Annotated in this window: 18 protein-coding genes and 1 pseudogene; 10 read left to right on the top strand and 9 right to left on the bottom strand. The window is 72.9% G+C overall.

Features of this window, described 5'->3' with window-relative positions:
* Nucleotides 1–194 precede the first annotated feature (194 nt).
* Complete coding sequence (locus tag QC282_RS18090; RefSeq protein ID WP_279550495.1) at nucleotides 195–1910, top strand: VanW family protein; 1716 nt, start codon at nucleotides 195–197, stop codon at nucleotides 1908–1910.
* 72 nt (nucleotides 1911–1982) lie between these two features.
* Here QC282_RS18090 and QC282_RS18085 read toward each other — a convergent pair whose 3' ends face one another.
* On the bottom strand, nucleotides 1983–2693 hold the full coding sequence (locus QC282_RS18085) for a GAF and ANTAR domain-containing protein (protein WP_279550536.1): 711 nt from the start codon (nucleotides 2691–2693) through the stop codon (nucleotides 1983–1985).
* 339 nt (nucleotides 2694–3032) lie between these two features.
* Nucleotides 3033–3401 (bottom strand): annotated as a pseudogene (locus QC282_RS18080) (transcriptional regulator); the annotation flags it as partial.
* Nucleotides 3402–3760: 359 nt separating this feature from the next.
* On the opposite strand from QC282_RS18080, the gene QC282_RS18075 reads away from it, so the two are divergent.
* Complete coding sequence (locus tag QC282_RS18075; protein WP_279550494.1) at nucleotides 3761–4123, top strand: DUF6401 family natural product biosynthesis protein; 363 nt, start codon at nucleotides 3761–3763, stop codon at nucleotides 4121–4123.
* A 284-nt stretch (nucleotides 4124–4407) separates the two neighbouring features.
* Here QC282_RS18075 and QC282_RS18070 read toward each other — a convergent pair whose 3' ends face one another.
* The 3 genes from QC282_RS18070 to QC282_RS18060 form a co-directional block, all read right to left on the bottom strand.
* On the bottom strand, nucleotides 4408–5217 hold the full coding sequence (locus QC282_RS18070; RefSeq protein WP_279550493.1) for a hypothetical protein: 810 nt from the start codon (nucleotides 5215–5217) through the stop codon (nucleotides 4408–4410).
* Nucleotides 5218–5438: 221 nt separating this feature from the next.
* A complete protein-coding gene (locus QC282_RS18065) occupies nucleotides 5439–6500 on the bottom strand; it encodes a hypothetical protein (protein WP_279550492.1) in 1062 nt (353 codons plus the stop codon).
* A gap of 64 nt (nucleotides 6501–6564) precedes the next feature.
* Complete coding sequence (locus QC282_RS18060; protein ID WP_336621077.1) at nucleotides 6565–7749, bottom strand: PP2C family protein-serine/threonine phosphatase; 1185 nt, start codon at nucleotides 7747–7749, stop codon at nucleotides 6565–6567.
* 150 nt (nucleotides 7750–7899) lie between these two features.
* On the opposite strand from QC282_RS18060, the gene QC282_RS18055 reads away from it, so the two are divergent.
* Nucleotides 7900–8349 (top strand): hypothetical protein, encoded by a 450-nt coding sequence (locus QC282_RS18055; protein ID WP_279550489.1) that lies wholly within the window; start codon nucleotides 7900–7902, stop codon nucleotides 8347–8349.
* 76 nt (nucleotides 8350–8425) lie between these two features.
* Here QC282_RS18055 and QC282_RS18050 read toward each other — a convergent pair whose 3' ends face one another.
* Entirely contained in the window at nucleotides 8426–8860 is a 435-nt protein-coding gene (locus QC282_RS18050; protein ID WP_279550488.1) for an SH3 domain-containing protein, read from the bottom strand.
* A gap of 178 nt (nucleotides 8861–9038) precedes the next feature.
* Here QC282_RS18050 and QC282_RS18045 point away from each other — a divergent pair, with 178 nt between their 5' ends.
* Complete coding sequence (locus QC282_RS18045; protein ID WP_279550487.1) at nucleotides 9039–9950, top strand: hypothetical protein; 912 nt, start codon at nucleotides 9039–9041, stop codon at nucleotides 9948–9950.
* Between the two features lie 168 nt (nucleotides 9951–10118).
* Here the strand turns inward: QC282_RS18045 and snpA are convergent, their stop codons facing one another.
* Nucleotides 10119–10769, bottom strand: a complete 651-nt coding sequence (gene snpA, locus QC282_RS18040) for a snapalysin (protein ID WP_279550535.1) — start codon at nucleotides 10767–10769, stop codon at nucleotides 10119–10121.
* A 195-nt stretch (nucleotides 10770–10964) separates the two neighbouring features.
* On the opposite strand from snpA, the gene QC282_RS18035 reads away from it, so the two are divergent.
* Nucleotides 10965–11906: a LysR family transcriptional regulator gene (locus tag QC282_RS18035; protein ID WP_279550486.1), complete on the top strand. Its 942-nt coding sequence runs from the start codon at nucleotides 10965–10967 to the stop codon at nucleotides 11904–11906.
* A 28-nt stretch (nucleotides 11907–11934) separates the two neighbouring features.
* On the opposite strand, the gene QC282_RS18030 is transcribed toward QC282_RS18035, so the two are convergent.
* On the bottom strand, nucleotides 11935–14016 hold the full coding sequence (locus QC282_RS18030; RefSeq protein ID WP_279550485.1) for a PhoX family protein: 2082 nt from the start codon (nucleotides 14014–14016) through the stop codon (nucleotides 11935–11937).
* Nucleotides 14017–14294: 278 nt separating this feature from the next.
* Between QC282_RS18030 and QC282_RS18025 the strand changes: the two genes are divergently transcribed.
* The 5 genes from QC282_RS18025 to QC282_RS18005 all read left to right on the top strand — a co-directional run bounded on the left by QC282_RS18025 (nucleotide 14295) and on the right by QC282_RS18005 (nucleotide 22878).
* The gene (locus tag QC282_RS18025) at nucleotides 14295–16409 is read left to right on the top strand and encodes a VWA domain-containing protein (RefSeq protein ID WP_279550484.1); all 2115 of its coding nucleotides are present in this window, start codon (nucleotides 14295–14297) and stop codon (nucleotides 16407–16409) included.
* A 169-nt stretch (nucleotides 16410–16578) separates the two neighbouring features.
* Complete coding sequence (gene metG, locus QC282_RS18020; RefSeq protein WP_279550483.1) at nucleotides 16579–18303, top strand: methionine--tRNA ligase; 1725 nt, start codon at nucleotides 16579–16581, stop codon at nucleotides 18301–18303.
* A gap of 177 nt (nucleotides 18304–18480) precedes the next feature.
* A complete protein-coding gene (locus tag QC282_RS18015; RefSeq protein ID WP_279550482.1) occupies nucleotides 18481–19185 on the top strand; it encodes a nucleotidyl transferase AbiEii/AbiGii toxin family protein in 705 nt (234 codons plus the stop codon).
* Nucleotides 19186–19310: 125 nt separating this feature from the next.
* Nucleotides 19311–19676, top strand: a complete 366-nt coding sequence (locus QC282_RS18010; protein WP_217140449.1) for a PH domain-containing protein — start codon at nucleotides 19311–19313, stop codon at nucleotides 19674–19676.
* A gap of 70 nt (nucleotides 19677–19746) precedes the next feature.
* Complete coding sequence (locus tag QC282_RS18005) at nucleotides 19747–22878, top strand: VCBS repeat-containing protein (protein ID WP_279550481.1); 3132 nt, start codon at nucleotides 19747–19749, stop codon at nucleotides 22876–22878.
* Nucleotides 22879–22949: 71 nt separating this feature from the next.
* Here the strand turns inward: QC282_RS18005 and aspS are convergent, their stop codons facing one another.
* Nucleotides 22950–24713, bottom strand: coding sequence for an aspartate--tRNA ligase (aspS, locus tag QC282_RS18000; RefSeq protein ID WP_279550480.1), 1764 nt, complete (start codon nucleotides 24711–24713; stop codon nucleotides 22950–22952).
* Between the last annotated feature and the right edge of the window lie 117 nt (nucleotides 24714–24830).

Raw genomic sequence — 24830 nt, 5'->3', positions numbered from 1 at the left:
CTGGTCAGTCGCCACACCACTGGCTCGCTTTCCGGCCGTGCCAAGGGTCGCGGGCGGATTATGTCCCGCTCACGGGATTTCCGCAAAGGCGACGATATTCGCGCTCCTTCCGCCCACCCTGCTCCGGCTGATAAAATCCACCGGATTCCTCATTTGCCAAGCTGCACCAAGGTCAGCACTAAGGTTGCTCAGCCATGCGTCACCGAATATCCGGCCTTCCACCCGTCGCTCTGGCCGGTGGTGCACTGGCCGGCGGTTTCGGCGGCCTGTACCTCGGAGCTCTGCTGCTGACCGGCGGCGAGATCGAGGCGGGCACGTCGGTGCGAGGGGTGGACATCGGGGGCCTCACCCGCGAGGACGCCGCCCGAAAGCTCACACGGGACCTGGCAGGGACCGCGCACTCGCAGAAACTGACCGTGAAGGTCGGCGAGCGGACCGGCGCCATCGACCTGCGGAGTGCCGGGTTCGGCTACGACATCCCGCGCACCGTCGACCGGGCGCACACCGGAGGGGCGGACCCCGTCAGCGCCATCAGCCGGCTGTTCCGCTCCCGCGGGGGTGACATCCAGCCGGTCGTACGGGTGGACGAACAAGACGCCCGCGCCTCCTTGAGGAAGCTCGCCACGTCACTCGACCAGAAGGTCCGTGAGGGCTCCGTCGCCTTCGACAACGGGCGGGTGAAGAACACCACCCCGCGCACCGGCCACGCGCTGAACGCGGACGCCGCGCTGGACACGCTGCGCACGTCGTTCATCCGTGGCCCGAAGGAGCCGGTGACCGTGCTGCCCGCGCGCCGGACCGAGCCGAAGGTGGGGGAGCGCGAGGTGCGACGAGCGGTGCGCGACTTCGCCCGCCCTGCGATGTCGGCACCGGTCACGCTCACCGCGGGTGACGAACGGTTCACGATCGACCAGGCCGTCCTCGGCACGTACCTCACCATGCGGCCCGACGACAGCGCCCGGCTGGAGCCGCACCTCGACGCGGACGGCCTGCGCGCCGACCCGGCCGTGACGCGCTCCCTGGCCCGGCTGCCCGCCCGCGCGGAGAACGCGGAACTGCGCCTCGACGGCGACGCGGTCGAGGTGACCGACGACGGCCGGGCAGCCCGCAGCGTCACCGCCCAGGCCCTCGCGAAGGCGGTCATGCCGCTCCTCACCGAGTCGGGCACCGCCCGCACCGGCGAGGTGACGACACGCACCGTCCAGCCCGAGGTGACCCGGCAGAACGCCGCGCGGCTGGGCCTCACGGAAAAGATGTCGTCCTTCACCGTCGACTTCGAACCGGCGCCCTACCGCACCACGAACATCGCCCGGGCCGTGGAACTCATCAACGGCTCCGTCGTCTCACCCGGCGAGACCTGGAGCTTCAACCGGACCGTCGGGGAGCGCACCGAGGCCAACGGCTTCGTGGACGGCGTGATGATCCTCGACGACCAGTACACCAAGGCACCCGGCGGTGGCGTCTCCGCCGTGGCCACCACCGTCTTCAACGCGATGTTCTTCGCCGGTCTCAAGCCCGTGGAGTACGGCGCCCACTCCTTCTACATCGAGCGTTATCCCGAAGGGCGGGAGGCGACCGTGGCCTGGGGCAGTCTCGACCTGCGTTTCCTGAACGACTCCGGGAACACCGTCTACCTGCGGGCCGAGTCCACCAGCACCTCCGTGACCGTGAGCTTCATCGGCACCAGGAAGTACGACGAGATCACATCGGTCAAGGGACCGCGCACCAACATCAAGGAGCCGACGGACAAGGTGAGCACCAGCGAGGAATGCGTGCCGCAGACCCCGCTGGAAGGCTTCGACGTCACCGTCGAGCGCGTCTTCCACGACGACGGCCGGGAAGCGCGGCGGGAGCAGTTCCGCACCCACTACACCCCGCGGAACGGGATCACCTGCGACACCGGCGAGTGAGCGGCGGCCGGACAGGACCTGCCCCGCCCTCCCCCACCGCGAACGGTTCGGCCCTCCCCGCCCACGGCCCGTTCAGTCCGGCTCGAACCTCCTGCGGCGCGCCACCACGTCCCGCGCCACGTCCAGGGCGGTGCGGCCCTGCGCGAAGGCGTCCCCGCGCAGCCGGGCCAGCGCGTCCTCGGCGCCCATCCCGAGCTGGGCCATGATCATGCCGACGGCGTGGTGGACCGCGTCGTGGTCCGAAGCCAGGCCGTGCAGCCAGTGCGCGCCCTCCGCCTCCTGCTCCTCGCCGTGCGGCAGCGCCATCAGCGCCACGGTCATCGCCCCGGCCACGATCTCCGCGGTGCGCCGCTGCCGGTCGGTCAGCTCGCCGGGGGACTCGCGGTACAGGTCGAGCGTGCCCACGCACACGTCGCCGAAGCCCAGCGGCAGCGCGTACACCGCCCGCACCCCGGCCGCCGTCGCCGCCTGGGCGAAGACCGGCCAGCGGTCCGCGTCGCCGCCTGCGACCAGATCGCGCACGAAGACCGGCGCTCCCGTCTCCAGCACCCACTGGCAGGGGCCGTCCCCGAGCGTGGCCTGCACGTCGGCGAGGTGCGCGGCCCGCGGACTGCTCGCGCTGAGCTGGGCGGGCATGCCGCCGCCCCGCAGCGACACGCTCGCGCCGCTCACCGGCAGCAACGCGACCGCGACGGCGCACAGCCGTTCCGGGACCTGTTCGGGTGCGGCGCCCCGCAGTGTCGACGCGATCAGGTCGGCGGCGCGCGCCCGGTCCTGGTCCAGCTCCGGGTCCGCACCGTGCGATCCGGGGCCGTAGCCGCCCCGAGCGCCGTGCGGACCGGGGTCGTCGCCGGGCACGACTACCGCCTCCTTCACTCACCGCGGTCTGTGCAACGTCGGGTTCCCGGGCCGCCCCGCACGACGCGGGCGCGGCCGACCGGAAACACCGCCCACCCCCGGAACGAGGCCCGACTACCCGAGCCCTCCCGGGCCGAAACCCGACGTGGCCGCCGCTTCCCCGCGGGTACGGCGGTGTCCCGCGCGGAACCGGCGGGCGCGCCGGTGCCGGACCGGCCCGCCCGCCGGGCACCCGGTGGTCCCCGCCCGCACGGCACCCGGTGGTCACAGGGGCGGCTGCGCCGGCGCCGGTCCCAGGGTCGTCGTCCCCGGCGCCGTACGCGGTCCGAGCCCCGTCCGGTACACGTCCAGCGCGGCCTCCACGCGCCCCGTGCGGCGCAGCAGGTCGCCGAGCAGCCGGCACAGGTCGGCCAGGTCACCGGCGGCGCCCGCCCGTTCCAGCAGGCTCAGGGCGCGGACGTAGTGCTCCTCGGCGGTCTCGGTGTCGCGGGCGTCCTCGGCTATGATGCCGAGCAGCCGGTGCGCCGCCGCCGCGTGCACGGCACCGCGCTCGGGGGAGAGGTCGCCGAGCACGTCGCGCAGCAGCCCGGCGGCCTCGTCGGACTTGCCGCGCCGGTGCAGGACGTCGGCCAGGTAGCCGGAGTAGCGGAGTTCACCGGCGAGGTAGTGCGCGACGGCACGGCCGCGCAGGGCGGGCACGCGGGAGGGGAGCGGCGCGTCGGCGAGGGTCCGCTCGAAGTGCTCCCGCTCAATACCTTGTTGTTGCGAGGTCGCCGTGCTGGAACGCACACGCATCACCCAGCGGTACGCCAGGGACTTCGCCGCGGCCGTCGTGGCGGCGGCCTTGATCCTGGCGGCGAACACCGGCCCCGCGAGAGCGACGGAACCCGAACCCCGGACGGCACAGTACGCGGGTGAGCCACATCGCTCGTGACGTAAATCATGGCAAACCCGGTGCTCTGCTCCCCCGCGGCCGAATTACGGTGGACCGCGTGTCCCCCTTGGCCAAGATAAGCAGCGCGTTCGGGCCCCGCTTCGCGGAGTTCGCGTTCGAGCCTGCCTTCACGGCCGCCGTGGACCAGCACGTGGCCGAGCTGCGGGACCGCCTGGCGGCGAACGACCCCGGCCTGGCCCCGCCGCCGCCCGATCGCGAGGACCTCACCGACTACGCCCTGGGCTTCCTCGACGCGCTCGCCGACATCGACTGGCGCGAGCCCGTCGGCCACGACTACGCCGTGTGCCGCCTGACCGCGATCAGCTGGCTCGCCCGGCAGCACGACCTGTCGGCCGGGTCCGGCACCGGTGCGGGCGACGAGGACGGCGACAGCCGCAGCACCGCCGGCGACCTCGCCTGAGCCGACGGCCGCCCGGCCCCGCGAGCCCGGAACACCGGCACGTCCGGCCCTTGCCTGCCCGGGGCAACGGACCCCCGTCGCAGACCGAACCGCCGTCGCGGACCTGACCGGCCTCACGGACCTGACCGGCCCCGCGGGCTTGATCGGCTCGCGGTCCTGACCGGCCCCGCGGTCGTCCGCCTCCCCCAACCGCCGCAGGCCACCGGCCTCTGCGGCGCCCTCCCCCCGCGCACACGCGAAACCGCCGACCCGGCCGCTCCCCCGGCCCGGTCGGCGGTCTTCCGTCACATGTCCGACGGGCGGTCCGTGCCGCCGCCCATCTCGGTGGCGCCACGGCCGCTCCCGGCCCGCTCGCCGACCGGCTGGTTGCGCATCGCGTCCTCCCGGCCCGCCTGGTAGGCGGCCATGCTGCCCTTGCGACGGCCCGTCTCCTCCTCCGCCGCCGCCAGCATCCGCTCCATGCGCTGCCGCATCGGGGTGATCATGCCGCCGCCGACACCGACGATGAGGATGCCCGCCACGGTGGCGAGCGCGGCGACCAGCAGGGAATGGACGACGTTCTCCGCGATGCCGGCCTGGCCGAGGGCGGCGATCACACCGAGTGCCACGATCGCGGCCCACACGCCTGTGGCGACGGTCTTCCCGTACGACGCGGACGACAGCGCGCCCTGGACGATCGAGCGGACCATGTTCGCGATGGCCATCGCGACGACGACGAGGACGACGGCGACGATGCCGCGCGGCAGCCAGGCGACGATGCCGTTGATCATCGAGCTGACCGGGTTGGGTCCGAAGACGCCCAGCGCCAGCTGGATCACGATCAGCATCAGCGCGAAGTACACGATCTTCGCGACGATGCCGGTCAGGTCGTACTTGGAGTTCTGCAGCATGCGCGCGGTACCGGCCCGCTCCGACAGGCGCTCGGAGCCGACCTTGCGCAGCACCCGGTCCAGGACCTTGGTGATCATCTTCGCGATGAACCAGCCGATGACCAGGACGACCAGGAAGCCGATCAGCTTCGGCACGAACGTGGCGATCTTCGACCAGGCGTCGTTCAGACCTTGGGTGAAGTCGATGGCAAGGGTGGTGGCCATGGGCGGCCCTTCCTTCGGTCGGTGACGGCTTCCCCCTCCCTCGTGGATACCAGCGGTCCGGCGGCCGGACCCCGGTGAACGCCGCCGTACGAGTGAGAGGGCGCGTCAGCCGCTCGCTTCCGCCCGCGTCCCGCACGCCGGAAGCATCGCCCGCTGCACCTCCGCGGCACCTCCGCGGCACCTTCCGGGGGCATGCCGCCGGAGCCTCGTCCTCCGCGCGGTCAGTCCTGCGTCTGGAGCTGGCTCAGCTGCCGCCGGACATGGTCCAGGGCGCCCTCGCGCCGACCGGGCACCCGGCCGCGCAACCCCGCCAGTTCCTGCCCCAGCCGCCGGGCCGCCGCCGCGTCCTTGACCTGCCCCCACTGGTGGTGCGCCCGGTCCACGGCCGACTCCACGGCGGGCGCGTCCGGCGTCTGCCCCGCCGCCAGCCGCGCCGACGCGACCGCCATCCAGGTACGGCAACTGCGTGCCGCGTCCCCGGCGAACATCGCCAGGTCCGCCCGCACCTCGGCCCAGTGCAGCGCCTCCTCGGACCCGGGCCCGTGCACCTGTACGGCGGTCTGCTCGTGCCGGGCGGCGAGCGCGTCGGCGTCACCGTGCCGGCCGGCGCGCACGGCGGCGCTGATCGCGGCGTGCGGGTCGCCGGGGGCCGGGCCCGGGGTGGTCAGCACCAGGTCGGCGCCCGCGCTCTCGGGCGCCGTGCGGGCGCGGGCCTGCTGGTGCAACTGGTCCGGCGGCGGCCGGAACCCGCTGCGCAGGATCGTCGCCAGGGCCTTCATGTACGCGGGCTGTGCCACCGCGCGCCGGGCCGGGGGCGGGGCGACGCGCCCGTACACCGCGTTGTTCCGGCCGCAGTCCAGCGGATGCGCCCGCAGCCACTCCCAGCTCTCGGCGTCCGCGTGCAGGTCGAGCAGCAACGTCGTCGTGCCGGCCGGCCGCAGCCGCAGCTCCTCGCGGATCCAGTGCCAGGGCAGCGCGGTGTAGCGGACGGTCGCCGCGGTCGTGCGGGCCAGCGCCAGATGGGGCAGCCGCTGCCGGCGGTCCAGCTGCAGCTGCCCGGTGACGTACACGGTGAGCGGGCCGGGTGCCGCGGCGGCGGCGCGCAACCGGGTCAGGACGGCCTGCGGCTCCAGCGGATCGGCCAGTTCGACGACGTTCGCGGTGTCCGCGCCGGACAGCACGGCGGGCGGGACGGCCGCGAGGACGGGCAGCACGGACGCGGCGTCCACCAGCCGCCCCCGGCCCACCGGCGAGGCCGCGAGCAGCAGCACGGTTCCGGGCATCGTCCCTCCCCCTGGTCGATCACGTACGGCAGCACGGTAACCGCTGCGGCTGCGAAGGAGGGCCTCAGGCCTGCAAACGTCCTCGTTCGGGGCCGTCCACGGACGTTCCCGGCATCCTGCGCACCGCGAACACCGTGGTGTCGTCGGCGAGGTGGCCGCGGGTGTGCCGCAGCGTGCCGTCGCGGACCAGCGCCACCAGACGGTGCGGGTCGGCCACCCGGGGATCGGCGGCGACGGCCCGCGCCACCTCCTCATGGAGCGGGTAGAAGACGTCGTCGCGGTCGCGGGCCTCGGTCACCCCGTCGGTGAACAGCAGCAGCGTCTCGTCCTGGGCGACGGTCACCCGGTGCACGGGCGGCACGGCCGGGGCGAGTTCGGTGAGACCGAGCGGCAGCGCGTCGCAGCCCGGCAGGGACCGCACGCCGCCGGCGCCGACCGCGAGTGGGGGTTCGTGGCCGAACACGACGGCCTCCACCACGTCGGTGTCGTCCACCGGGAAGCCGAGCAGCACGGCCGTGGCGAACCGCTCCCCGTCGCGCCGGCCGAGGGCCTTGCTGTGCTGCCGGTGCCGCTGCATACGGGTCTCCAGGCGCTCGGCGACCGTCGCGATGCTCGGCTCGTGGTACCCGGCTTCCCGGAACGTGCCGAGCAGCGCGGCGGCCGCCTCCACCGCGCCCAGTCCCTTGCCCTGCACGTCGCCGACGAGGACGCGCGTGCCGTGCGGGCCCGGCTGGATGTCGTAGAAGTCGCCGCCGACGCGGGCGTCGGTGTCCGCGGCGAGGTAGACCGCCGCGTGCTCCAGACCGCCCCAGCCCGGCGGCAGCGGGCGCAGCACGGTACGGCGGGTGGTGTCGGCGATGTCCCGCATGTGGATCATGCGCCGCTCGCCGCGCAGCCGGACCGCGCAGGCCAGCGTGGCGAGGACGCCGCCGATCGTGACGAGGACGAAGTCGGCCGCTCCGGCCTGGTACTGGCCCGGCCAGGCGCCGTCCGCCACGAGGTAGCTCGCCACCGCCAGCAGCGCGAACCCGGCCGTCGTCCACACCCGGCAGATCGCGGCGGCGATGCCGGGCACCAGCACGATCCAGGTGATGATCCGGAAGCTGCCGGGCGTGTTGCCGTCGACGGCGATGATCAGCACGAGCAGCAGCAGCGGCGGCACCCACGCCACGCTGCGGCCGCGCACCCTGAGCAGCGACTGCCGTTGCACGGTGTCCCGGCGCCCGGCCCGCGGGTACCGGTCGCGCAGGCCCTGGCCGCCGCCGTCGCTCACGGCCCCAGCGAAACACGCGCCGACACCTCCCGCATCCCCTCCCGGGCCGGTCCCGGCCGCCGACTTGCCCGCGGACTTCGCCCGGTGTCCGCTGGTAGGCGGGGGCGGAGAGAGAGGAGTGCGCTCATGGTTCACGCCGCTCCCGCGTCACGCGGGACCAGCAGGAAGGGCGGCACGACCGCTTCGACCGACGTCTTCGGCGCCCGGGTCCACACGGCCGCGAAGTGGGCGCTGCCCCTGGTGCTCGGACTCGTCTACGGCTACTGGGCCGCGGCCAACCGGCGCGGCGGCGGACCCGTCACCGGCTGGAACCTGCTGTTCGGCTTCGTGACGGCGCTCGTGTTCATGGCCCTGTACGTCGCCGTGCGCGCCCTCGCGCAGCGCCTGAGGCGCGAACCGCACGCGCTGCTCTGGGCGGGCTTCGCCGGCGCCGCCGTCGGGTTCCTGATCAGCCAGACCGGCTCGACCGTCCTGCGGTCGACCGTCCTGGCACTGGCCGTCGCGGCGGGCGTCTTCGCGGTGGCGTTCTACCGCTACTACACGCGCGAGGACGCGGAGGGCCACCGCGTGGGCTGACACCCCGCCGACGGACCGCGGGCCCCGGCCGGTGCTGCCGGGGCCCGCGGTTCCTCCGGGGTTCTGTGCCGTCCGGTCAGGAACTGCCGAACGGGTCGTCCCAGTTGAGCCAGGAGCCGTCCTTCCACTCGGGGCACGGGTCCGCGCAGGCGGGCACCCACCGGCCGTGGCTGTCGACGAACTCGGCGCTCGCCCAGGCCCGGGCTCCGACGAGCCAGTACCAGTACGGGTTGCCGTTCACCCGCTGACCGCGGACCGTGCACTCCACACGGTCCTGACTGCCCGGCGGGAGCCGGTCCACGACGGGTGCGTGAGTGGTGGGCGCCGTCCGCACGTTGAGCGCGGTACGGGAGACGACGGTGCCCCAGACCGGGCCGTCGCCGCGGCCGTGTCCGCCGGCGTACGACGGCGACGCCGTCGCTGCCGCCGACGTGCCCGCCGCGGTCGCGGCGAAGGTGCCGCCGGCGAGCAGGGCCACGGCCAGGGTCCGCAGAGCCGCAAGGGTGCGCATATCGGCCTCCTTCTCCCCGGAACCAGGTAACACCCGTTCGGGCGAGGCCTCCACCGGAGGACACGAAACCCCAGTTGGCGGCGGGTGTGGTGCCGCATCCCCCCGTTCGGCCCCACCCATGCGCCCATCTGCACGCCTCCCGGTCGCCGCGCCCGCCGCCGGGGCCTTGCCTGAAGGGGTGCGCCCCCTTCCCCGTCGCCCCCGCCTCCCGGGCGGCCCGCGTGTCCGGAACGCCCTGTCGGCCGCCCTGATCGCGCTCGCCTGCCTGCTCGTGCCGTTCGGCGCGCTCGCGGCCTGGGCGGCGTACGGGCTGGCCGACACCGGGCGGTACGTCGCCGCGATGGCGCCGCTGGCCTCCGACCCGGACGTGCGCGACGCGGTCGCGGACACCGTCGGGGACGGCATCCTCGCCGAGGCCGACGTCGGCCGGGCGCGCGGCGTCGTCGGCCCCTTCGTGCACGACGCGGTGCGCTCCTTCACCGGCACCGAGACCTACCGCACGGCGTGGGACGCCGCGAACCGGACCGTGCACGACGCCGTGCTGCGCGCCCTGCGCGACGACCACGCCGACGGTGCCGTCACCGTCGACCTGGCGCCCGTCACCGCCCGCGTCAAAGCGCAACTGACCGCCGATCACATGCCGTTGGCGCACCGCATCCCGGTCGAGCACACCGCGGTCGCCGTGCTGCCGGCCGACGAGGCGGACCGGCTGCGGAAGGGATACCACGTGCTGGACGTCGCCGCGTTCTGGCTGCCGCTCGGTGCGGTCGTCTTCGCCCTCGCCGGGATCGCCGTCGCCACGTGCCGCCGCCGCGCGGTCACCGCCACCGGCCTCGGCACGGCCCTCGGCGGCGCCCTGCTCGCCCTCGCCGTCGCGATCGGCCGCCGCCTCACGGTCGCCGGCCTCCCCGACGAACCGCACCGCCCGGCGGCCGCAGCGGTCTACGACGCCCTCACGACGACCCTGCGCACGGCGTCGTGGCTGCTGGTCGCGCTGGGCCTGGCGGTGGCGGCGGCATCGTGGCTGACCGGGCGATACGGCCGCCGCCGCACACCCCCGCGGCCGTCGCCGCGCGCCGCCCGCCCTTGACACGGGGGAGCCGAGGGCCCGGGGGCGGGTGGGTCGTGGCCGACACCGCCGAGGATCACGCGCCCTCGGCACCGGGCCGGACCTCACGCCGCACCGCCGGGGGCGACCACGCGGACAGCGGCGCCCCGCCGGGGACGCCGCTGTCGTGGGCGGGGAACGCGGGCCGCGTTACCGGGCGCTCTTCTGCAGCGCCTTGTCGAGCGCCGCGGCGAAGCCGTTCGCCCACAGCTGGTCCACGCGGGACCGCTCGGCGGCGTTCGGGATCGCGTTCGTGCAGGACGGGCCGGGGCCGCCGCCCGACATCAGCTCGCTGCACGGGCCCGCGTAGTGGTCCGGCAGACCGAGGACGTGGCCGGTCTCGTGGGCGGTGACGCGGGTGGAGTCGTACTGCTGGTTCTGCGCGTAGTCCAGGAAGATGTAGCCCCTGCCGTGACCGTCGGTCGAGGCGTACGAGCCGCGCGGGTCGTTGCCCTCGCGGTAGCTGAAGTCGGCGCCCGACGTGCCCGCCTGGAGCTTCACGTTGGACACCGAGCTGTTCCAGATCTGGGTGCTGCGGGATATCTGGGCGCTGAAGGAGGGCGCGCGGGAGGCGTCGTAGACGACGGTGACGGCCGCGGTGCTCCTGGGGTTCGCGGCACGCTTCTCGGCGACCGACTCCAGCACCGCCTGGAAGAACGCCTCGTTGGCCGCGGCCTCCGCGGACGTGCCGGTGTACCCGAGGTGGGCGGGGGCTGCCGACGCGGGGACCGCCGCGCCGGCGCCGAGGGCCGCGAGGCCGAGAGTGACCGCCGCCGTGCGGACGGACAGGGACGTGGACATGCGCATGCGCATCGAGGACTCCTTGGTGGGGGGTGAGTCGTCACGCCGAGTCTCGATGCCCGTGCGGCGGCTGTGATGATGGCAAACGGCGATAGCGCGGCCCTATCACCGGTCCCACGATCGACCGATTGGCCGCTGTCGGCAGGGATTTGTGCGTCTGGTGCGACGCGGAGTTCCCCCTTACGCTCCGACGCCATGGAGCTCGAGGTGAGGCACCTGCGGGCGCTGTGCGCCATCGCCGACACCGGCAGTCTGCACCGCGCCGCCCGCCAACTGGGCGTGGCACAACCGTCGTTGAGCACGCAGCTGCGCCGCATCGAGCAGGAGCTCGGTGGTCCCCTGTTCCTGCGCACCCGCGCCGGCTGCCGCCCGACGGATCTCGGCCGGCTGGTGCTGAGCCGCGCCAGGCCCCTGGTGACCGAGCTGCGGTCCCTGGTGGCCGAGGCACGGGCCGCCGCCGCGGGCGGCCCCGGGCTGCGCGTCGGCTCGACCGCCAGCAAGGCGCTGGCCGGCTGGCTGCGCAGGCTGCGCGGTCACGGCCAGGAGCCCTCGCTGCACATGGACGTCTCCGCGAACACGCTGCTGCGGATGGTCGCCGACGGACAGCTCGACGTCGCCTTCGTGCACGAGGTCGAGGGCTGCCCGCTGCGGGTGCCCCCGGAGCTGCGGGTGCGCGTCCTCGTCGAACGCGAGCCGCAGTTCGTGTCGCTGCCCGCCGACCATCCGGCGACCGCGAAGCCCGTGGTGGACGTGCGGGATCTGGCCACCGACCGCTGGATGATCGACCCGAGCGTCGACGGCGAATGGGACGCCGTGCAGCGGATGTTCCGCGCCGCGGGCGTCAGCCCGCCCGTGCTGTCCGGCGACTACCACACGGCGTCGGCGCTCGTCGCGACCGGCGAGGTCGTCACCGTGTGCCAGCCCACCTGCCAGCCACGCGCCGACATGGCCGTACGCCGCCTGCACGGCGACCCGCTCGGCGTACGGCTGCTGCTCGCGGCCCGTACGGAGACGGAACTGGACGGCGTGCGGCCCGCGCTGGAGGAGGCGTACTGGGAGGCGGCGCGGCAGGCACCGGCGTACCGGGAATGGCTGGAACACGGCGGCACCCGGCCACCCGTCCCAGCCCTCCCGTAACCACTCCCTCAGGTCGCCCCCGGCGGGATCAGACGCCGATGTCGTCGCCGTCGGCGCGCCACACGGCGACGACCGACGGGCGGACGTACGTGCCCGGACCGTCGGGCCAGGTGCTCTTGGGCTCCTCGACGGACGCGCCGTCGATCTCGCCCGGGTGCTGCACGGCGACCAGGACACGGCGGTCCTGGATGATCGGGCCGCAGGTCTCGGCACCGGCCGGCACGGTCAGGAACTGCTTCAGCTCACCGCGCCGCGGACCGTGCGTGGCGACGCCGAACAGGCCGTCGTGCGAGCCGAGCTGGGCACCGTCGGTGGAGATCCACAGGTTGCCGTACGGGTCGAAGGCCACGTTGTCCGGGCAGGAGATCGGGCTGACCTTGTCCTTCGGGAAGCCCGCGAAGTAGGTCGCCGGGTCGGCCGGGTCGCCGGCCACCAGGAACAGCGACCAGGCGAACCGGGTGGCGTCGGCGCGGTTCCAGCGCTCGGTGAGCTCCAGGACGTGGCCGTGCTTGTTGCTGTTGCGCGGGTTGGCCTCGTCGGCGCCCGCGTAACCGGACTTGCCGCGGTTGGTGTTGTTGGTGAGGGCGACGTAGACCTTGCCGGTGACCGGGCTGGGTTCGATGTCCTCGGGGCGGTCCATCTTCGTGGCGCCCACCTTGTCGCCGGCGATCCGCGTGAAGACGAACACCTCGTCGGCGGACATGCCCTCGACGTGCGAGACGGCGCCGTCGGCGGTCGCGGTGGCCAGCGGGATCCACTCGCCGCTGCCGTCGAACTCGCCGTCCGCCGGGAGCTTGCCCGAGCCGTCGATGTCGGTGGCCGGGGAGTCGCCGGTCAGCTTGGCGACGTAGAGCGTGCCCTCGTCCAGCAGCGACAGGTTGTGCTCGCGCACGGCACGCGAGCTGCCCTTGCGCATCCGCTTGCTGCTGACGAACTTGTAGAAGTAGTCGAACCGCTCGTCGTCGCCCGAGTACACCACCGGACGGCCGTCGTCGGTGAGCCGCACGGTCGCGGCCTCGTGCTTGAAGCGGCCGAGAGCGGTGTGCTTGCGGGGCGTGGACGTCGGGTCGTACGGGTCGAACTCGACGACGTAGCCGAAGCGGTGCACCTCGTTCGGCTCCTGCGCCACGTCGAAGCGCTTGTCGAACCGCTCCCACTTGCGCTCGGTCGGGCCGGTGCCGATGCCGTAGCGCTTGTCGGTGGCGCGGCCGCTGTTGGCGAAGTACTGGTTGAAGTTCTCCTCGCCGTGCAGCGTGGTGCCCCACGGGGTGGTGCCGCCGGAGCAGTTGTTCAGGGTGCCGAGCACCTTGGTGCCGGTCGGGTCGGCGGAGGTCTTCAGCAGGTCGGAACCGGCGGCCGGGCCCGTCACGCGGAACTCGGTGGTGGCGGTGACGCGCCGGTTGAGGGGGTGCCGCGGAACGGCCGTCAGCCTGCCGGTCTTCCGGTCCTCCTCCACGACGACGGTGGACAGGCCGTGCGCGGCCCAGGCGATCTCGACCTGCTCGCGGGTCGGGTTGGCGGCGTCGTAGCCGCGGAACATGAGCACCTCGTCGGTGTACTCGTGGTTCGCGACGAGGAGCTGCCGGTCGCGCTCGCCGCGCAGCGGCAGCAGCGCGAGGAAGTCGCAGTTGTAGCCGAACTGGCCGGCCTGCGCCTTCGCGGTCTGCTTCTCCGGGTCGAAGGCGGGCGCGCCGCGCAGGATCGGCTCGCCCCAGCGGATCACGACGTTCTGGCCGTAGCCCTCGGGCACGGTGACGGCGTCCGCGGTGTTCGGCGCGACGGGCGAGAAGCGCAGGCCGCGAGCGCCGCGCTCGCCGCGGAACGTGGCGGGGGCGTCGGCGGGCGCGGCGGGCGCGGCGGACGCCTGCGGGGCGGCGGCGACACCGGCCGCACCGGCACCGGCGGCGGCGACCGTGACGACGGCGGCGGCGCGCATCACGGAGCGGCGGCTGAGCGCGCCGGCGATGACGTCGCCGACGTATTCGTTGTCGCTGGTGTTGGGCACCTCGTGGAAGCAGGCGTCACCACACCGGAAACGACAGGTCATGGCGGACCGGCCGCCGGGATGAGAACCGGACGGCGTTCCGATCAACGGCAGCAGCTTGCGCACTCTGTACTCCCCTGGGATTTCCTCGGTGTCAGCGCGACCGTAGGGGCACATACGTGCGGGAGCCGGGCGGCGAGGTGAACGCGGGGTGAACCCGCCGTATCCATAGGTCGCTTGGGCGGGCGTCGCCGCGCGCTCCGGAGCGGCCGAATCCCGCCCCTTGACAGGGCGCCCGTCCGGACCTCAGACCCAGCCGAAGATCACCGCCGAAGGCCGCTAACCTTACGTGTCCGTCCTGGCCAGGGATTGACGGGCATCAACTCACGCGAAGGGTTGCGCACATGGGCATTCTCACTCTCCTGCGGAACGCGTTCGGTCGGTCACGCAAAGCACGGACCGCCGAGGCGGAGGGTGCTGCGCCGGAGGCGACACCCTCGGAGCCCGCATCGGCATCCACCGAGCCGGCCACCCCGGAACCGGCGGCCTCGGAGCCGGCGGCCGGAACCCCGGAACCCAAGGTCCCGCCCCAGTCCTCCCGCTCCACGGAGCTGACGGACCCCCCCGCCGGCCACGACCTGGTCGCCGCGGCCTTCGACAACGTCACGGTCCCGAGCCCCACGAAGCCGGCGGGCGGCACCCGAGTCCCGGAAACCCGCACCCCGGAGCCCGAGCCGACGACACCGCTGCGGGACACCACCTGGGAGCCGACGAAGCCGGATACCTCGCTGACGGAGCCCGAGGCTCCCGCGGCGGAGGAGCCCTCGGAGGCGGAGAGGCCGGAGACGCCGGAGGCGGAAACTCCGGTGGCGGCAGCCCCGGAGGCGGCAGCCCCGGAAACGCCGGTGGCCGTCGCGGAGGAGGCTGTGGAGACGCCTTCGCCCGTCACGGAGGAGACTCCGGAGACGCCGGTGGCGGTCACGGAGGAGACTCCGGAGACTCGGGAGACTCCGGAGACGCCGGTGGTTGAGGAGGCTGCGGAGACCGAGGCCTCGGTGGCCGAGGAGGCCGTGGAGACCGAGGCCGTGGTGGTCGAGGAGGCCGCGGAGGCGAAGACGCCGGTGGCCGAGGAAGCTGCGGACACTGCGGCCCTCGTGGCCGAGGACGCCACCGTGGCCGAGGACGCCACCGTGGCCGAGGACGCCACCGTGGCCGAGGACGCCACCGTGGCCGAGGACGCGCCGGTGGCGGAGAACGCCCCGTCGGCCGAGGACGCCACCGTGGCCGAGGACGCGCCGGTGGCGGAGAACGCCCCGTCGGCCGAGGAAGCGCCGGTGGCCGAGGAAGCGCCGGTGGCCGAGGAGACCGTGGCCGAGGTGGTGCCCGCCGCCGAGGAGACCCCGCAGGCCGAGGAGCCGGTGGCGGACGAGGTGCCGGTCGCCGAGGACGCGCCGGTGGCCGAAGAGGCGACCGAGCCCGAGACCACCCCGGCGGCGGAGGAGGCCCCGCAGACCGAGGAGCCCGCGGCGGAGGAGGCGCCCGAGCCCAAGGCCGCGACCGCCGAGGAGACCCCGGAGCCGGAAGCGAAGCCGGAGGCTGGAGCGGAAGCGGAAGCGACGGCTGAACCGGAGCCGGAAGCTGAGCCCGAGCCGCAGGCCCAAGCGGAAGCGAACGCGGACACGGACGCGAACGCGGACACCGACGCGAACGCGGAAGAAGTACCGGCCCCCGAACCGGTCGCAGCCGCCACCACCCCCGACCCGGCACCCGCCGACGGCGAGGACGCCCCGCAGGTGTCACCCGCATCCGACGACGACACCCGCACGGGTGGTGCGGGTGCGAACGACGACAAGGCCGAAGGCGAAGCCGAGGCCGAGACCGCCCCCACCACCCTCACCACCGCCTACGACGCCGCCGCCAAATCCCTCGCGGCGAACAACCTCACCGGCACCCGCGCCAAGGTCTACCTCGTCCTCGACCGCTCCGCCTCCATGCGCCCGTACTACAAGGACGGCTCCGCCCAGGCCCTCGCCGAGCAGACCCTCGCCCTGGCCGCCCACCTCGACCCCGAGGCCCCGGAGACCAAGGTCCACGTCACCTTCTTCTCCACGGAGGTGGACGGCACCGGCGAGCTCACCCTCACCGACCACGAGAACAAGATCGACACCCTCCACGCGGAGCTCGGCCGCATGGGCCGTACCAGCTACCACGTCGCCGTCGAGGAGGTCCTCGCCACGCACACCAGGACCGCGCCGGACACGCCCGCCCTGGTGATCTTCCAGACGGACGGCGCCCCGGACGCGAAGACCCCGGCCACCCACGCCCTCACGGTCGCGGCCGAGAGCCACCCGTCGGTCTTCTTCTCCTTCGTCGCCTTCGGCGCCCCGGACAACAAGGCCTTCGACTACCTCCGCAAGCTGAAGACCCCGAACACGGCGTACTTCCTCGCCGGCGAGACCCCGCTGGAGCTCACCGACAGCGAGCTCTACGACGCGGTCCTGGCGTCCTGGCGCCCCTGACCCTCCGCACGCTCCCCGGGCCGCCCCCTTCCACCACGTAAAACGGAAGGCGGGCGGCCCACCCGTGTCGGCTACGATTTCAAGGTTCATAGACGACCGACCGACCGATCGACCGATCACCGATCACCACGAGATCGTCACCCGTGTAGCGACTTGGGAGCAGCCCGCGATGGCTCGACACCTCATCACCAGCGCCCTTCCGTACATCAACGGGATCAAGCACCTGGGCAACATGGTGGGGTCCATGCTCCCGGCGGACGTGTACGCCCGCTACCTGCGCCAGCGCGGGCACGAGGTGCTGTACATCTGCGCGACGGACGAGCACGGCACCCCGGCGGAGCTGGCCGCGAAGGAGCGGGGCCTGCCCGTCGACGAGTTCTGCGCGCAGGCGCACGACGCGCAGAAGGCGGTCTACGACGGCTTCGCGCTGGCCTTCGACTACTTCGGCCGCAGCTCCTCCCCGCAAAACGTCGAGATCACCCAGCACTTCGCCCGCAAGCTCAACGAGAACGGCTTCATCGAAGAGCGCGCCATCCGGCAGGTGTACAGCCCCGCCGACGGCCGCTTCCTGCCGGACCGCTACGTCGAGGGCACCTGCCCGCACTGCGGCTACGACAAGGCCCGCGGCGACCAGTGCGAGAACTGCACCCGGGTGCTCGACCCCACGGACCTGATCGACCCGCGCTCCGCGATCTCCGGCTCCACCGACCTGGAGGTCCGCGAGACCAAGCACCTGTTCCTGCTGCAGTCCAAGCTCCAGCACGAGGTCGAGGAGTGGGTGGCCGCCCACGAGCAGGAGTGGCCGCACCTGGCCGCCTCCATCGCCCGCAAGTGGCTGAACGAGGGTCTGCACGACCGCGCGATCACCCGTGACCTCGACTGGGGCGTCCCGGTCCCGGCCGACACCTGGCCGGACCTGGCGGCCGAGGGCAAGGTCTTCTACGTGTGGTTCGACGCGCCGATCGAGTACATCGGCGCGACGAAGGAGTGGGCGGACCAGGACCCGGAGAACCGGGACTGGAAGTCGTGGTGGTACGAGGCGGACGCCGGCGAGAACCCCGTCCGCTACACCGAGTTCATGGCCAAGGACAACGTCCCGTTCCACACGGTGATGTTCCCGGCCACCGAGCTGGGCGTGCGCGAGCCGTGGAAGAAGGTCGACTACGTCAAGGCCTTCAACTGGCTGACGTACTACGGCGGGAAGTTCTCCACCTCGCAGAAGCGCGGCGTCTTCACCGACCAGGCCCTGGAGATCCTGCCCGCCGACTACTGGCGGTACTTCCTGATCGCCAACGCCCCGGAGTCGGACGACTCGTCGTTCACCTGGGAGCACTTCACGGCCACGGTCAACAAGGACCTCGCGGACACCCTCGGCAACTTCGTCAACCGTGTCCTGTCCTTCTCCAAGAAGCGCTTCGGCGAGGAGGTCCCGGCGGGCGGCGAGCCCGGCGAGGCGGAGACGCGGCTCGGTGAGGAGATCGCCGGGCTGCTCGCGGAGTACGAGTCCCAGATGGAGGCCCTCCAGTTCCGCAAGGCGGCCGCCGCGCTGCGCGCCCTGTGGTCGGCGGGCAACTCCTACCTGGAGGAGAAGGCCCCCTGGCTGGAGATCAAGACCGACAAGGACGGTGCCGCCCTCACCCTGCGGACGGCGATGAACCTGATCCACCTGTACGCGGTGGTGTCGGAGCCGTTCATCCCGGCGTCGGCGGCCGCGATGCGGTCGGCCTTCACGCTGACGGACGACACGGCGACCTGGGTCGGGCAGCAGGAGGCGCGCGCCCTGACGGCCGTGCCGGCCGGTACGCCCTTCACGGTCCCGCCGGTGCTGTTCGCCAAGCTCACGGACGACGACCTGGCCGAGTACAAGGAGCGCTTCGGCGGCGAGTCGGAGTGACGGACGGCGGCGCGGGCGGGCGCCGAGGCTCTCACCCGGCGCCTGGGCGACCCCGCCCGTCGTCTGCCGTGACCGCCGGCCCGCGCGGTGCTCACGCGGGGCGGCGCGGTCCCGGCCGGGCGATAATCGGGACACCATGAGCGCCGCCGCCCGCACCCACCGCATCCGAGCCGCTGCATGACCCTGCCGCTGCCGCCCGTCCCGTTCCGGTCCGACCGGCTGCCGGCCGACGTCCTCGACGCGGGGTCCCGGTTCCCGCTCGTCCTCGCGGGCGACTGCGCCGTCGAGGCGCACGGCATGGCGCAGGGGCGGCTGGCGGACCCGCGGGTCGTGGTGGAGACGGCGACCCAGAGCCCGGAGCCGATGGCCCGGATCGCCGCCGAGGTCCGGCAGGGCCTGACGGAACGCGGCTGGCGGGTCCACCCGCTGGAGACGGACCCGCTCGCCACCCGCCTGCTCGTCGCCGACCCCGCCACGGACACGGAACGCGCGGTCGACGTCGTCAAGGAGACCCTCTGGCGCCCGCCGGTCCCGACCACGCTCGGACCGGCCCTGTCCCTGGACGACCTCATCGGCACCAAGGTGCGCGCGGTGGCCGACCGGGGCACCGCCCGCGACCTGGTCGACGTGCGGGCCACCGCGGCCCACTGGAGCTTCCCCGACCTGGAGGAACTCGGCCGGCGGCACGCCTGGGACGCGTTCGACCTCGCCGACCTCCAGTCCCGCCTGGAGAGCACCGAGCTGCTCGGCGACCGGGAGTTCGCCGCCCACGGACTGGACGATCAGGCCATCGCGGCGCTGCGCCACTGGACCCGCGCCTGGGCGAGCGACATCGCCGAACGCCTCCTGGAGGAGGAGTCCCTGAAGGGCGAGGACCTGTAGAAACCCGGCGTAACAGGGTGGACCAGCAGCCCGCACCGCCGTGTAGATTGCGAAGATCAGGTGCGTCGGCGCCGGACGGGGAGTCCGCGGCGGCGCACCATTCACGCCACGTGGGGGGACCATCCATGGCACTGTTCGGCAACGCGCACAGCATCGACCCGGCCCAGGCGCAGCAGGAGTACGCGCGCCTGCTCGGCCACGGCGAGCAGGTGCACGCCGCCTACCTGCTGATCCGCGACACCATCCTGTTCACCGACCGGCGTCTGATCCTGGTCGACAAGCAGGGCATCACCGGCAAGAAGACGGAGTACCACTCCATCCCGTACCGCAGCATCACGCACTTCGCGGTCGAGACGGCCGGCACGTTCGACCTCGACGCCGAGCTGAAGATCTGGCTGTCCGGTTCGGCCGCGCCGATCCAGAAGACCTTCACCAAGGGCGTCGACATCTACGAGGTCCAGGCGATCCTCACGCAGTTCGTGGCGCGCTGACGCGGTTCGCGTCGAAGCGGCCGAAGCAACGGCGAAGCAGCCGTAGCAACAGGGAGAGGGAACAACGTACGTGGGCAGACACGCCCCGAGACGGGGCGGTCTGACCGCCGCCGTCTCCTCGCTCGTGGTCGCCGTCGCGGCCGCGTCCGTCGTCCTCACGCAGGACGGCACCCCGGCCCGGGCGGCCACCACGGCCACCACGGCCACGGCCACGGCCACCACCGGGATCACGCTCACCGACCCGGCGTCCACGTATCCGCGCACCACGCGGCCGTACGTCGCCGGGCAGACCGGCTACCTGCACCGGCAGCACGGCGTGCCCGGCATGCTGTGGACGGACTACGCCGACGGCACCACCGTCACGGTGAGGACCTCGGCCGGTGTCTACACGCCCGGCACCGGCTGCACCGTCATCGGCTCGGAGTGCCGTACGGCCTGGTACGGGTCGGGCACCGACCTGGTCGCGCTGCCGCCGTCGAACCCGGCCACCTCGGTCACGCTGTGGGACCCGGTGTCCGACGAGCTGACGACCGTGGCGACGGAGGACAAGTACAGCTACTACCGGGCGCTCGCCGGGCGGACCGTCGTCACGAGCCACGCCCTGATCGACTACCCGGACGGGCAGCGCCGTGTGCGGCCCATCACCGGTGACTGGGCGAACATCCAGGACAAGGAGATCGTCGCGGCGGACTCCGGCAGCGTGCTGTTCCTGCGCGGCGGCGTCCTGCACCACATCGACCTCGCGACGACCGTCAACACCGAGGCACTCTCCGAGGTCCCCTCCGCAGCCCGTTTCGTCCTGAGCGAGGACCGCTTCGGCTGGTACCACGCCGGGAGCGGCACGCTGCACCTGAAGTCCCGCAGCGACCCGGCCGGCCCCGTACAGGTCGTCACCGTGCCGTACCAGGCCGCCCTGGACGGTGCTCCGCTGCTGACCGGCGACCGGCTGCTGCTGCCCCGCGACACCTCGTCCGGCACGGTCCTCACCGAGCTGTCGCTCACCGACGGCACCACGCGCGAGCTGCTGCCGAAGGCCGGCGCCTACCTGGTGCCCGCGCCCGGCGGCGACGCCCTCGCCGTGGGCGGCACCGGCGCCACCGACTGGTGGTTCCAGCGCGTGGACGGTGACACGGCCACCGCGGAGAAGGCGCACCAGATCCCGGCGATGGAGAACGCGAAGAAGGGTCTCGCCCTCAGCCGCGGCAGCCTGCGCGTCGCCGAGGACAACCCGGGCAGCACCATGGACACCACGTCGGTGCGCGCCCTGACGACCGACGGCGGCGCCACGCTGACCGCGTCCGCCGCGACGGAGGGCGACTCGGTCATGGCCGTGTGCCCGTACCCGGGCACCGACTGCTCGGCCCTGTGGGGCAACAGCGGCGCGGCCCCGAAGGACGTCCACCTCGACACGTTCTACGGCGGCGGCGACGGCGGCAGCGGCCTGACGGAGGAGGACCGGCTGGTCGCCCTCGGCGACGCGTGGTCCAGCCACACCCTGCACTTCGGCACCGAGGGCGGCCACATCGTCGACGTGTCCGACGGCTGGGCCGTCTACAACTCGGGCGGTGCCTCACCGACGCAGTACGTCGGCGAGTTCGGCTACGGCCAGCAGTTGAAGCGTTCGGTGCGGGCCGCCGCGCTGAACGGCTCCACCCTGTGGTCCGCCACGACGACCGCGGGCAGTCTCACCTCGTACAGCCTCACCCAGAAGAAGACCCTCGCCACCGTGACGGTGCCGAATCTGTCCTGTGTGCCGAGCGAGCTCCAGGCGGCGGGCCGCTGGCTGTACTGGGCGTGCGGCACGTCCTCGGCGGGCGTGTACGACACCAGGGCCGGCACCTCCAGGGCGGTGACCCCGGGCGACGTGCTGCTCGGCGACGGCTTCACCGTCCGCCACGACCACGCCGGCGCCCGGCTGGTCCTGACGGACGCGGCCACCGGCGCCACCCGCGTCGTCGCCTCCCGGCTGGCCGATTCGGGCCTCGCCGTGGACCGCCGCTACCGGTGGACGGTGGACGAGTACACGGGCCTGGTCGCCTGGTTCGACGAGTACGAGCGGACCCGCGTCGCCACCACCGGCGTCGCCCCGTCGGCGCCGACCGTGTTCCGCTCCGAGACCGTGAGCCTGGTGGAGCCGTCGACGTCCACGCCGTGGACCGGCGACTGGCAGCTGTCCCGCCCGGTCACCTCGTGGTCGCTCACCTTCACCTCGGAGCAGAGCGGCGCGACCGGCCGGGCCACCCGCACGCTGACCGGCGGCGCCACCTGGGGCGGGGTGTCGGCGAGCTGGAACGGCCGCACCTCGGGCGGGACGCACTTCCCCAACGGCGAGTTCACCTGGACGCTGAAGGCGACCGGCCTCGGTACCGCGACGCCGGCCACGGCCGCCACCGGCAAGGGCTATGTGCTGCGCGGGTCGGCCGTCCGGCACGACTTCGTGAGCGCCGACGGCCCCGACGGCCGCGGCGACCTGCTCACCCTGAACTCGAGCGGCGGCCTGACCTACCAGCACGGCACCGGCAAGGGCACGTTCAGCGGCAAGACCACCGGCACCGGGTGGGCCACCTCCGTCAAGGCGGTGCCGTTCGGCGACCTCAGCGGCGACCGCTGCAACGACGTCCTGGTGCGGCTGAGCAGCGGTGCCCTGCGCCTGTACAAGCCGGGCTGCAACGCGGCCGTCAAGCCGACGACGTCGTACACGACCCTCGCGAGCAGCGGCTGGACGCAGTACGACCAGCTCACCTCGCCGGGCGACATCAGCGGCGACGGCCGTCCCGACCTGATCACGCGCAACGCGTCGACCGGCTCGGTCTACCTGCACAAGGGCACCAGCACGGGCACGCTGTCCGCCCGCGTGAAGCTCTACGACAACTGGAAGGGCTACAAGAAGATCGTCGGCGTCGGCGACATCACCGGCGACGGCATCGGCGACCTGCTCGCCCAGGACACCGCCAACACCCTCTACCGCTACAACGGCAAGGGCGACGGCACCTTCGCGGCCCGCGCGAAGGTCTTCTCCGACTGGGGCGGCTCCTACAACGCCGTGGTCGGCGTCGGCGACATCACCGACGACGGCAGGCCCGACCTGGTCTCCCGCGACAGCAGCGGCAACGTCTGGCGCAACAGCGGCGACGGCAAGGGCTCGTTCGGCTCCCGCACCCGCATCGCGACGGGCTGGAGCGGCTACAAGTCCCTGTCCTGACCGTCCGGCCCGCACACGCGACGGCGCCCGGAGTCCGAGGACTCCGGGCGCCGTCGTGTCGGTCCTGTCCGCTACTTCGGCTGCGGCTTGCGCACCGAGAGGTGCAGCTCCCTCAGCCGCGTCTCGTCCAGCTCCGTCGGCGCGCCCATCATCAGGTCCTGGGCGTTGCCGTTGAGCGGGAAGGCGATCGTCTCGCGGATGTTCGGCTCGTCGGCCAGCAGCATGACGATGCGGTCGACGCCGGGGGCGATGCCGCCGTGCGGCGGGGCGCCGAAGCGGAACGCGCGCAGCATGCCGGCGAACTGCTCCTCGACGGTCTCGCGGTCGTAGCCCGCGATCTCGAAGGCCTTGAGCATGATCTCCGGCTCGTGGTTCCGGATCGCGCCGGAGGACAGCTCGACGCCGTTGCAGACGATGTCGTACTGCCAGCCCAGGATGTCCAGCGGGTCCTGGGTCTCCAGGGCCTCCAGACCGCCCTGCGGCATCGAGAAGGGGTTGTGCGAGAAGTCGATCTTCCCGGTCTCCTCGTCCTTCTCGTACATCGGGAAGTCCACGATCCAGCAGAACCGGAAGACGTTCTCCTCGAAGTGCCCGGCGCGCTTGGCGGCCTCGACGCGCACCGCGCCCATGATCTTGGAGACCTCGTCGAAGTCGCCCGCGCCGAAGAACACCGCGTGGCCGGGGGCCAGCGAGAGGCGCTTGGTCAGCTCGGCGACGTTCTCCTCGGTGAGGAACTTCGCGATCGGTCCGCTCAGGCCGCCGTCCTCGCCGACGCGCACCCAGGCCAGGCCCTTGGCGCCGAGCGAGACGGCGTAGTCGCCGAGCTGGTCGAAGAACTTGCGGGGCTGGTCCTGGACCGCCGGGACCGGCAGCGCGCGCACGTGCTTGCCCGCGAAGGCCTTGAACTCCGAGCCCTCGAAGACGTCGGTGATGTCCACCAGCTCCAGCTGGGCGCGCAGGTCCGGCTTGTCGGAGCCGTACTTGAGCATCGCCTCGCGGAACGGGATCCGCGGGAAGGGGGACGTGACGTGACGGCCGTTGCCGAACTCCTCGAACAGCTCGGTCATGAGCTTCTCGATCGGCTGGAAGACGTCCTCCTGCTCGACGAAGCTCATCTCGACGTCGAGCTGGTAGAACTCGCCCGGCGAGCGGTCCGCGCGGGCGTCCTCGTCGCGGAAGCAGGGCGCGATCTGGAAGTAGCGGTCGAAGCCGGAGATCATCAGCAGCTGCTTGAACTGCTGCGGCGCCTGGGGGAGGGCGTAGAACTTGCCCGGGTTCAGGCGGGAGGGCACGACGAAGTCACGGGCGCCCTCGGGGGACGTCGCGGACAGGATCGGCGTCGCCATCTCGTTGAAGCCCAGCGCCGTCATCTTGTGACGGATCGCGGAGATGACCGCCGTGCGCAGCATGATGTTGCGGTGCATGCGCTCGCGGCGCAGGTCCAGGAAGCGGTACTCCAGGCGCCGCTCCTCGTTGACCCCGTCCTCGGTGTTGATCGTGAAGGGCAGCGGCTGGGCGGCGCCGAGCAGCTCGACCTCGCCGACCTCGACCTCGATCTCACCGGTGGGAAGTTCCGGGTTGACGTTCTCGGCGCCACGCGAGACGACCTTGCCGTCGACGCGGACCGTCGACTCCTTGGTCAGCTTGTCGAGAGCCTCGTACGCCGCCGTGCCGGGACGAGCGACGAGCTGCGTGATGCCGTAGTGGTCGCGCAGATCGATGAAGAGGATGCCGCCCAGGTCGCGCCGATTGTGCAGCCAGCCACTCAGCCGGACGTCGGTGCCGACGTCAGAGGCGCGGAGCTCGCCGCAGGTGTGGGACCTGTACCGATGCATCGTCGTTCATCCAGTCTTCGCGGATCGGGGGCACGTTTCACGTGAAACACCCCCAGCGTACCGGGCACCCCATGATCGCCACCCCACCATTCCCGGCCGGTGAGACCCCTGCCGCTC

The organism is Streptomyces sp. DH24, from assembly GCF_029813775.1.
Taxonomy (GTDB): domain Bacteria; phylum Actinomycetota; class Actinomycetes; order Streptomycetales; family Streptomycetaceae; genus Streptomyces.
This window is presented reverse-complemented; position numbering and strand designations above follow the sequence as displayed.

What these genes read in the sequence shown, in the direction of transcription:
- QC282_RS18015 (WP_279550482.1), top strand. Translation starts at nt 18,481, where the DNA reads ATGACCCTGCCGCTGCCGCCCGTCCCGTTCCGGTCCGACCGGCTGCCG.
- metG (WP_279550483.1), top strand. Translation starts at nt 16,579, where the DNA reads ATGGCTCGACACCTCATCACCAGCGCCCTTCCGTACATCAACGGGATC.
- QC282_RS18035 (WP_279550486.1), top strand. Translation starts at nt 10,965, where the DNA reads ATGGAGCTCGAGGTGAGGCACCTGCGGGCGCTGTGCGCCATCGCCGAC.
- QC282_RS18055 (WP_279550489.1), top strand. Translation starts at nt 7,900, where the DNA reads ATGGTTCACGCCGCTCCCGCGTCACGCGGGACCAGCAGGAAGGGCGGC.
- QC282_RS18065 (WP_279550492.1), bottom strand. Translation starts at nt 6,500, where the DNA reads ATGCCCGGAACCGTGCTGCTGCTCGCGGCCTCGCCGGTGGGCCGGGGG.
- QC282_RS18025 (WP_279550484.1), top strand. Translation starts at nt 14,295, where the DNA reads ATGGGCATTCTCACTCTCCTGCGGAACGCGTTCGGTCGGTCACGCAAA.
- QC282_RS18090 (WP_279550495.1), top strand. Translation starts at nt 195, where the DNA reads ATGCGTCACCGAATATCCGGCCTTCCACCCGTCGCTCTGGCCGGTGGT.
- snpA (WP_279550535.1), bottom strand. Translation starts at nt 10,769, where the DNA reads ATGTCCACGTCCCTGTCCGTCCGCACGGCGGCGGTCACTCTCGGCCTC.
- QC282_RS18070 (WP_279550493.1), bottom strand. Translation starts at nt 5,217, where the DNA reads ATGGCCACCACCCTTGCCATCGACTTCACCCAAGGTCTGAACGACGCC.
- aspS (WP_279550480.1), bottom strand. Translation starts at nt 24,713, where the DNA reads ATGCATCGGTACAGGTCCCACACCTGCGGCGAGCTCCGCGCCTCTGAC.
- QC282_RS18010 (WP_217140449.1), top strand. Translation starts at nt 19,311, where the DNA reads ATGGCACTGTTCGGCAACGCGCACAGCATCGACCCGGCCCAGGCGCAG.
- QC282_RS18050 (WP_279550488.1), bottom strand. Translation starts at nt 8,860, where the DNA reads ATGCGCACCCTTGCGGCTCTGCGGACCCTGGCCGTGGCCCTGCTCGCC.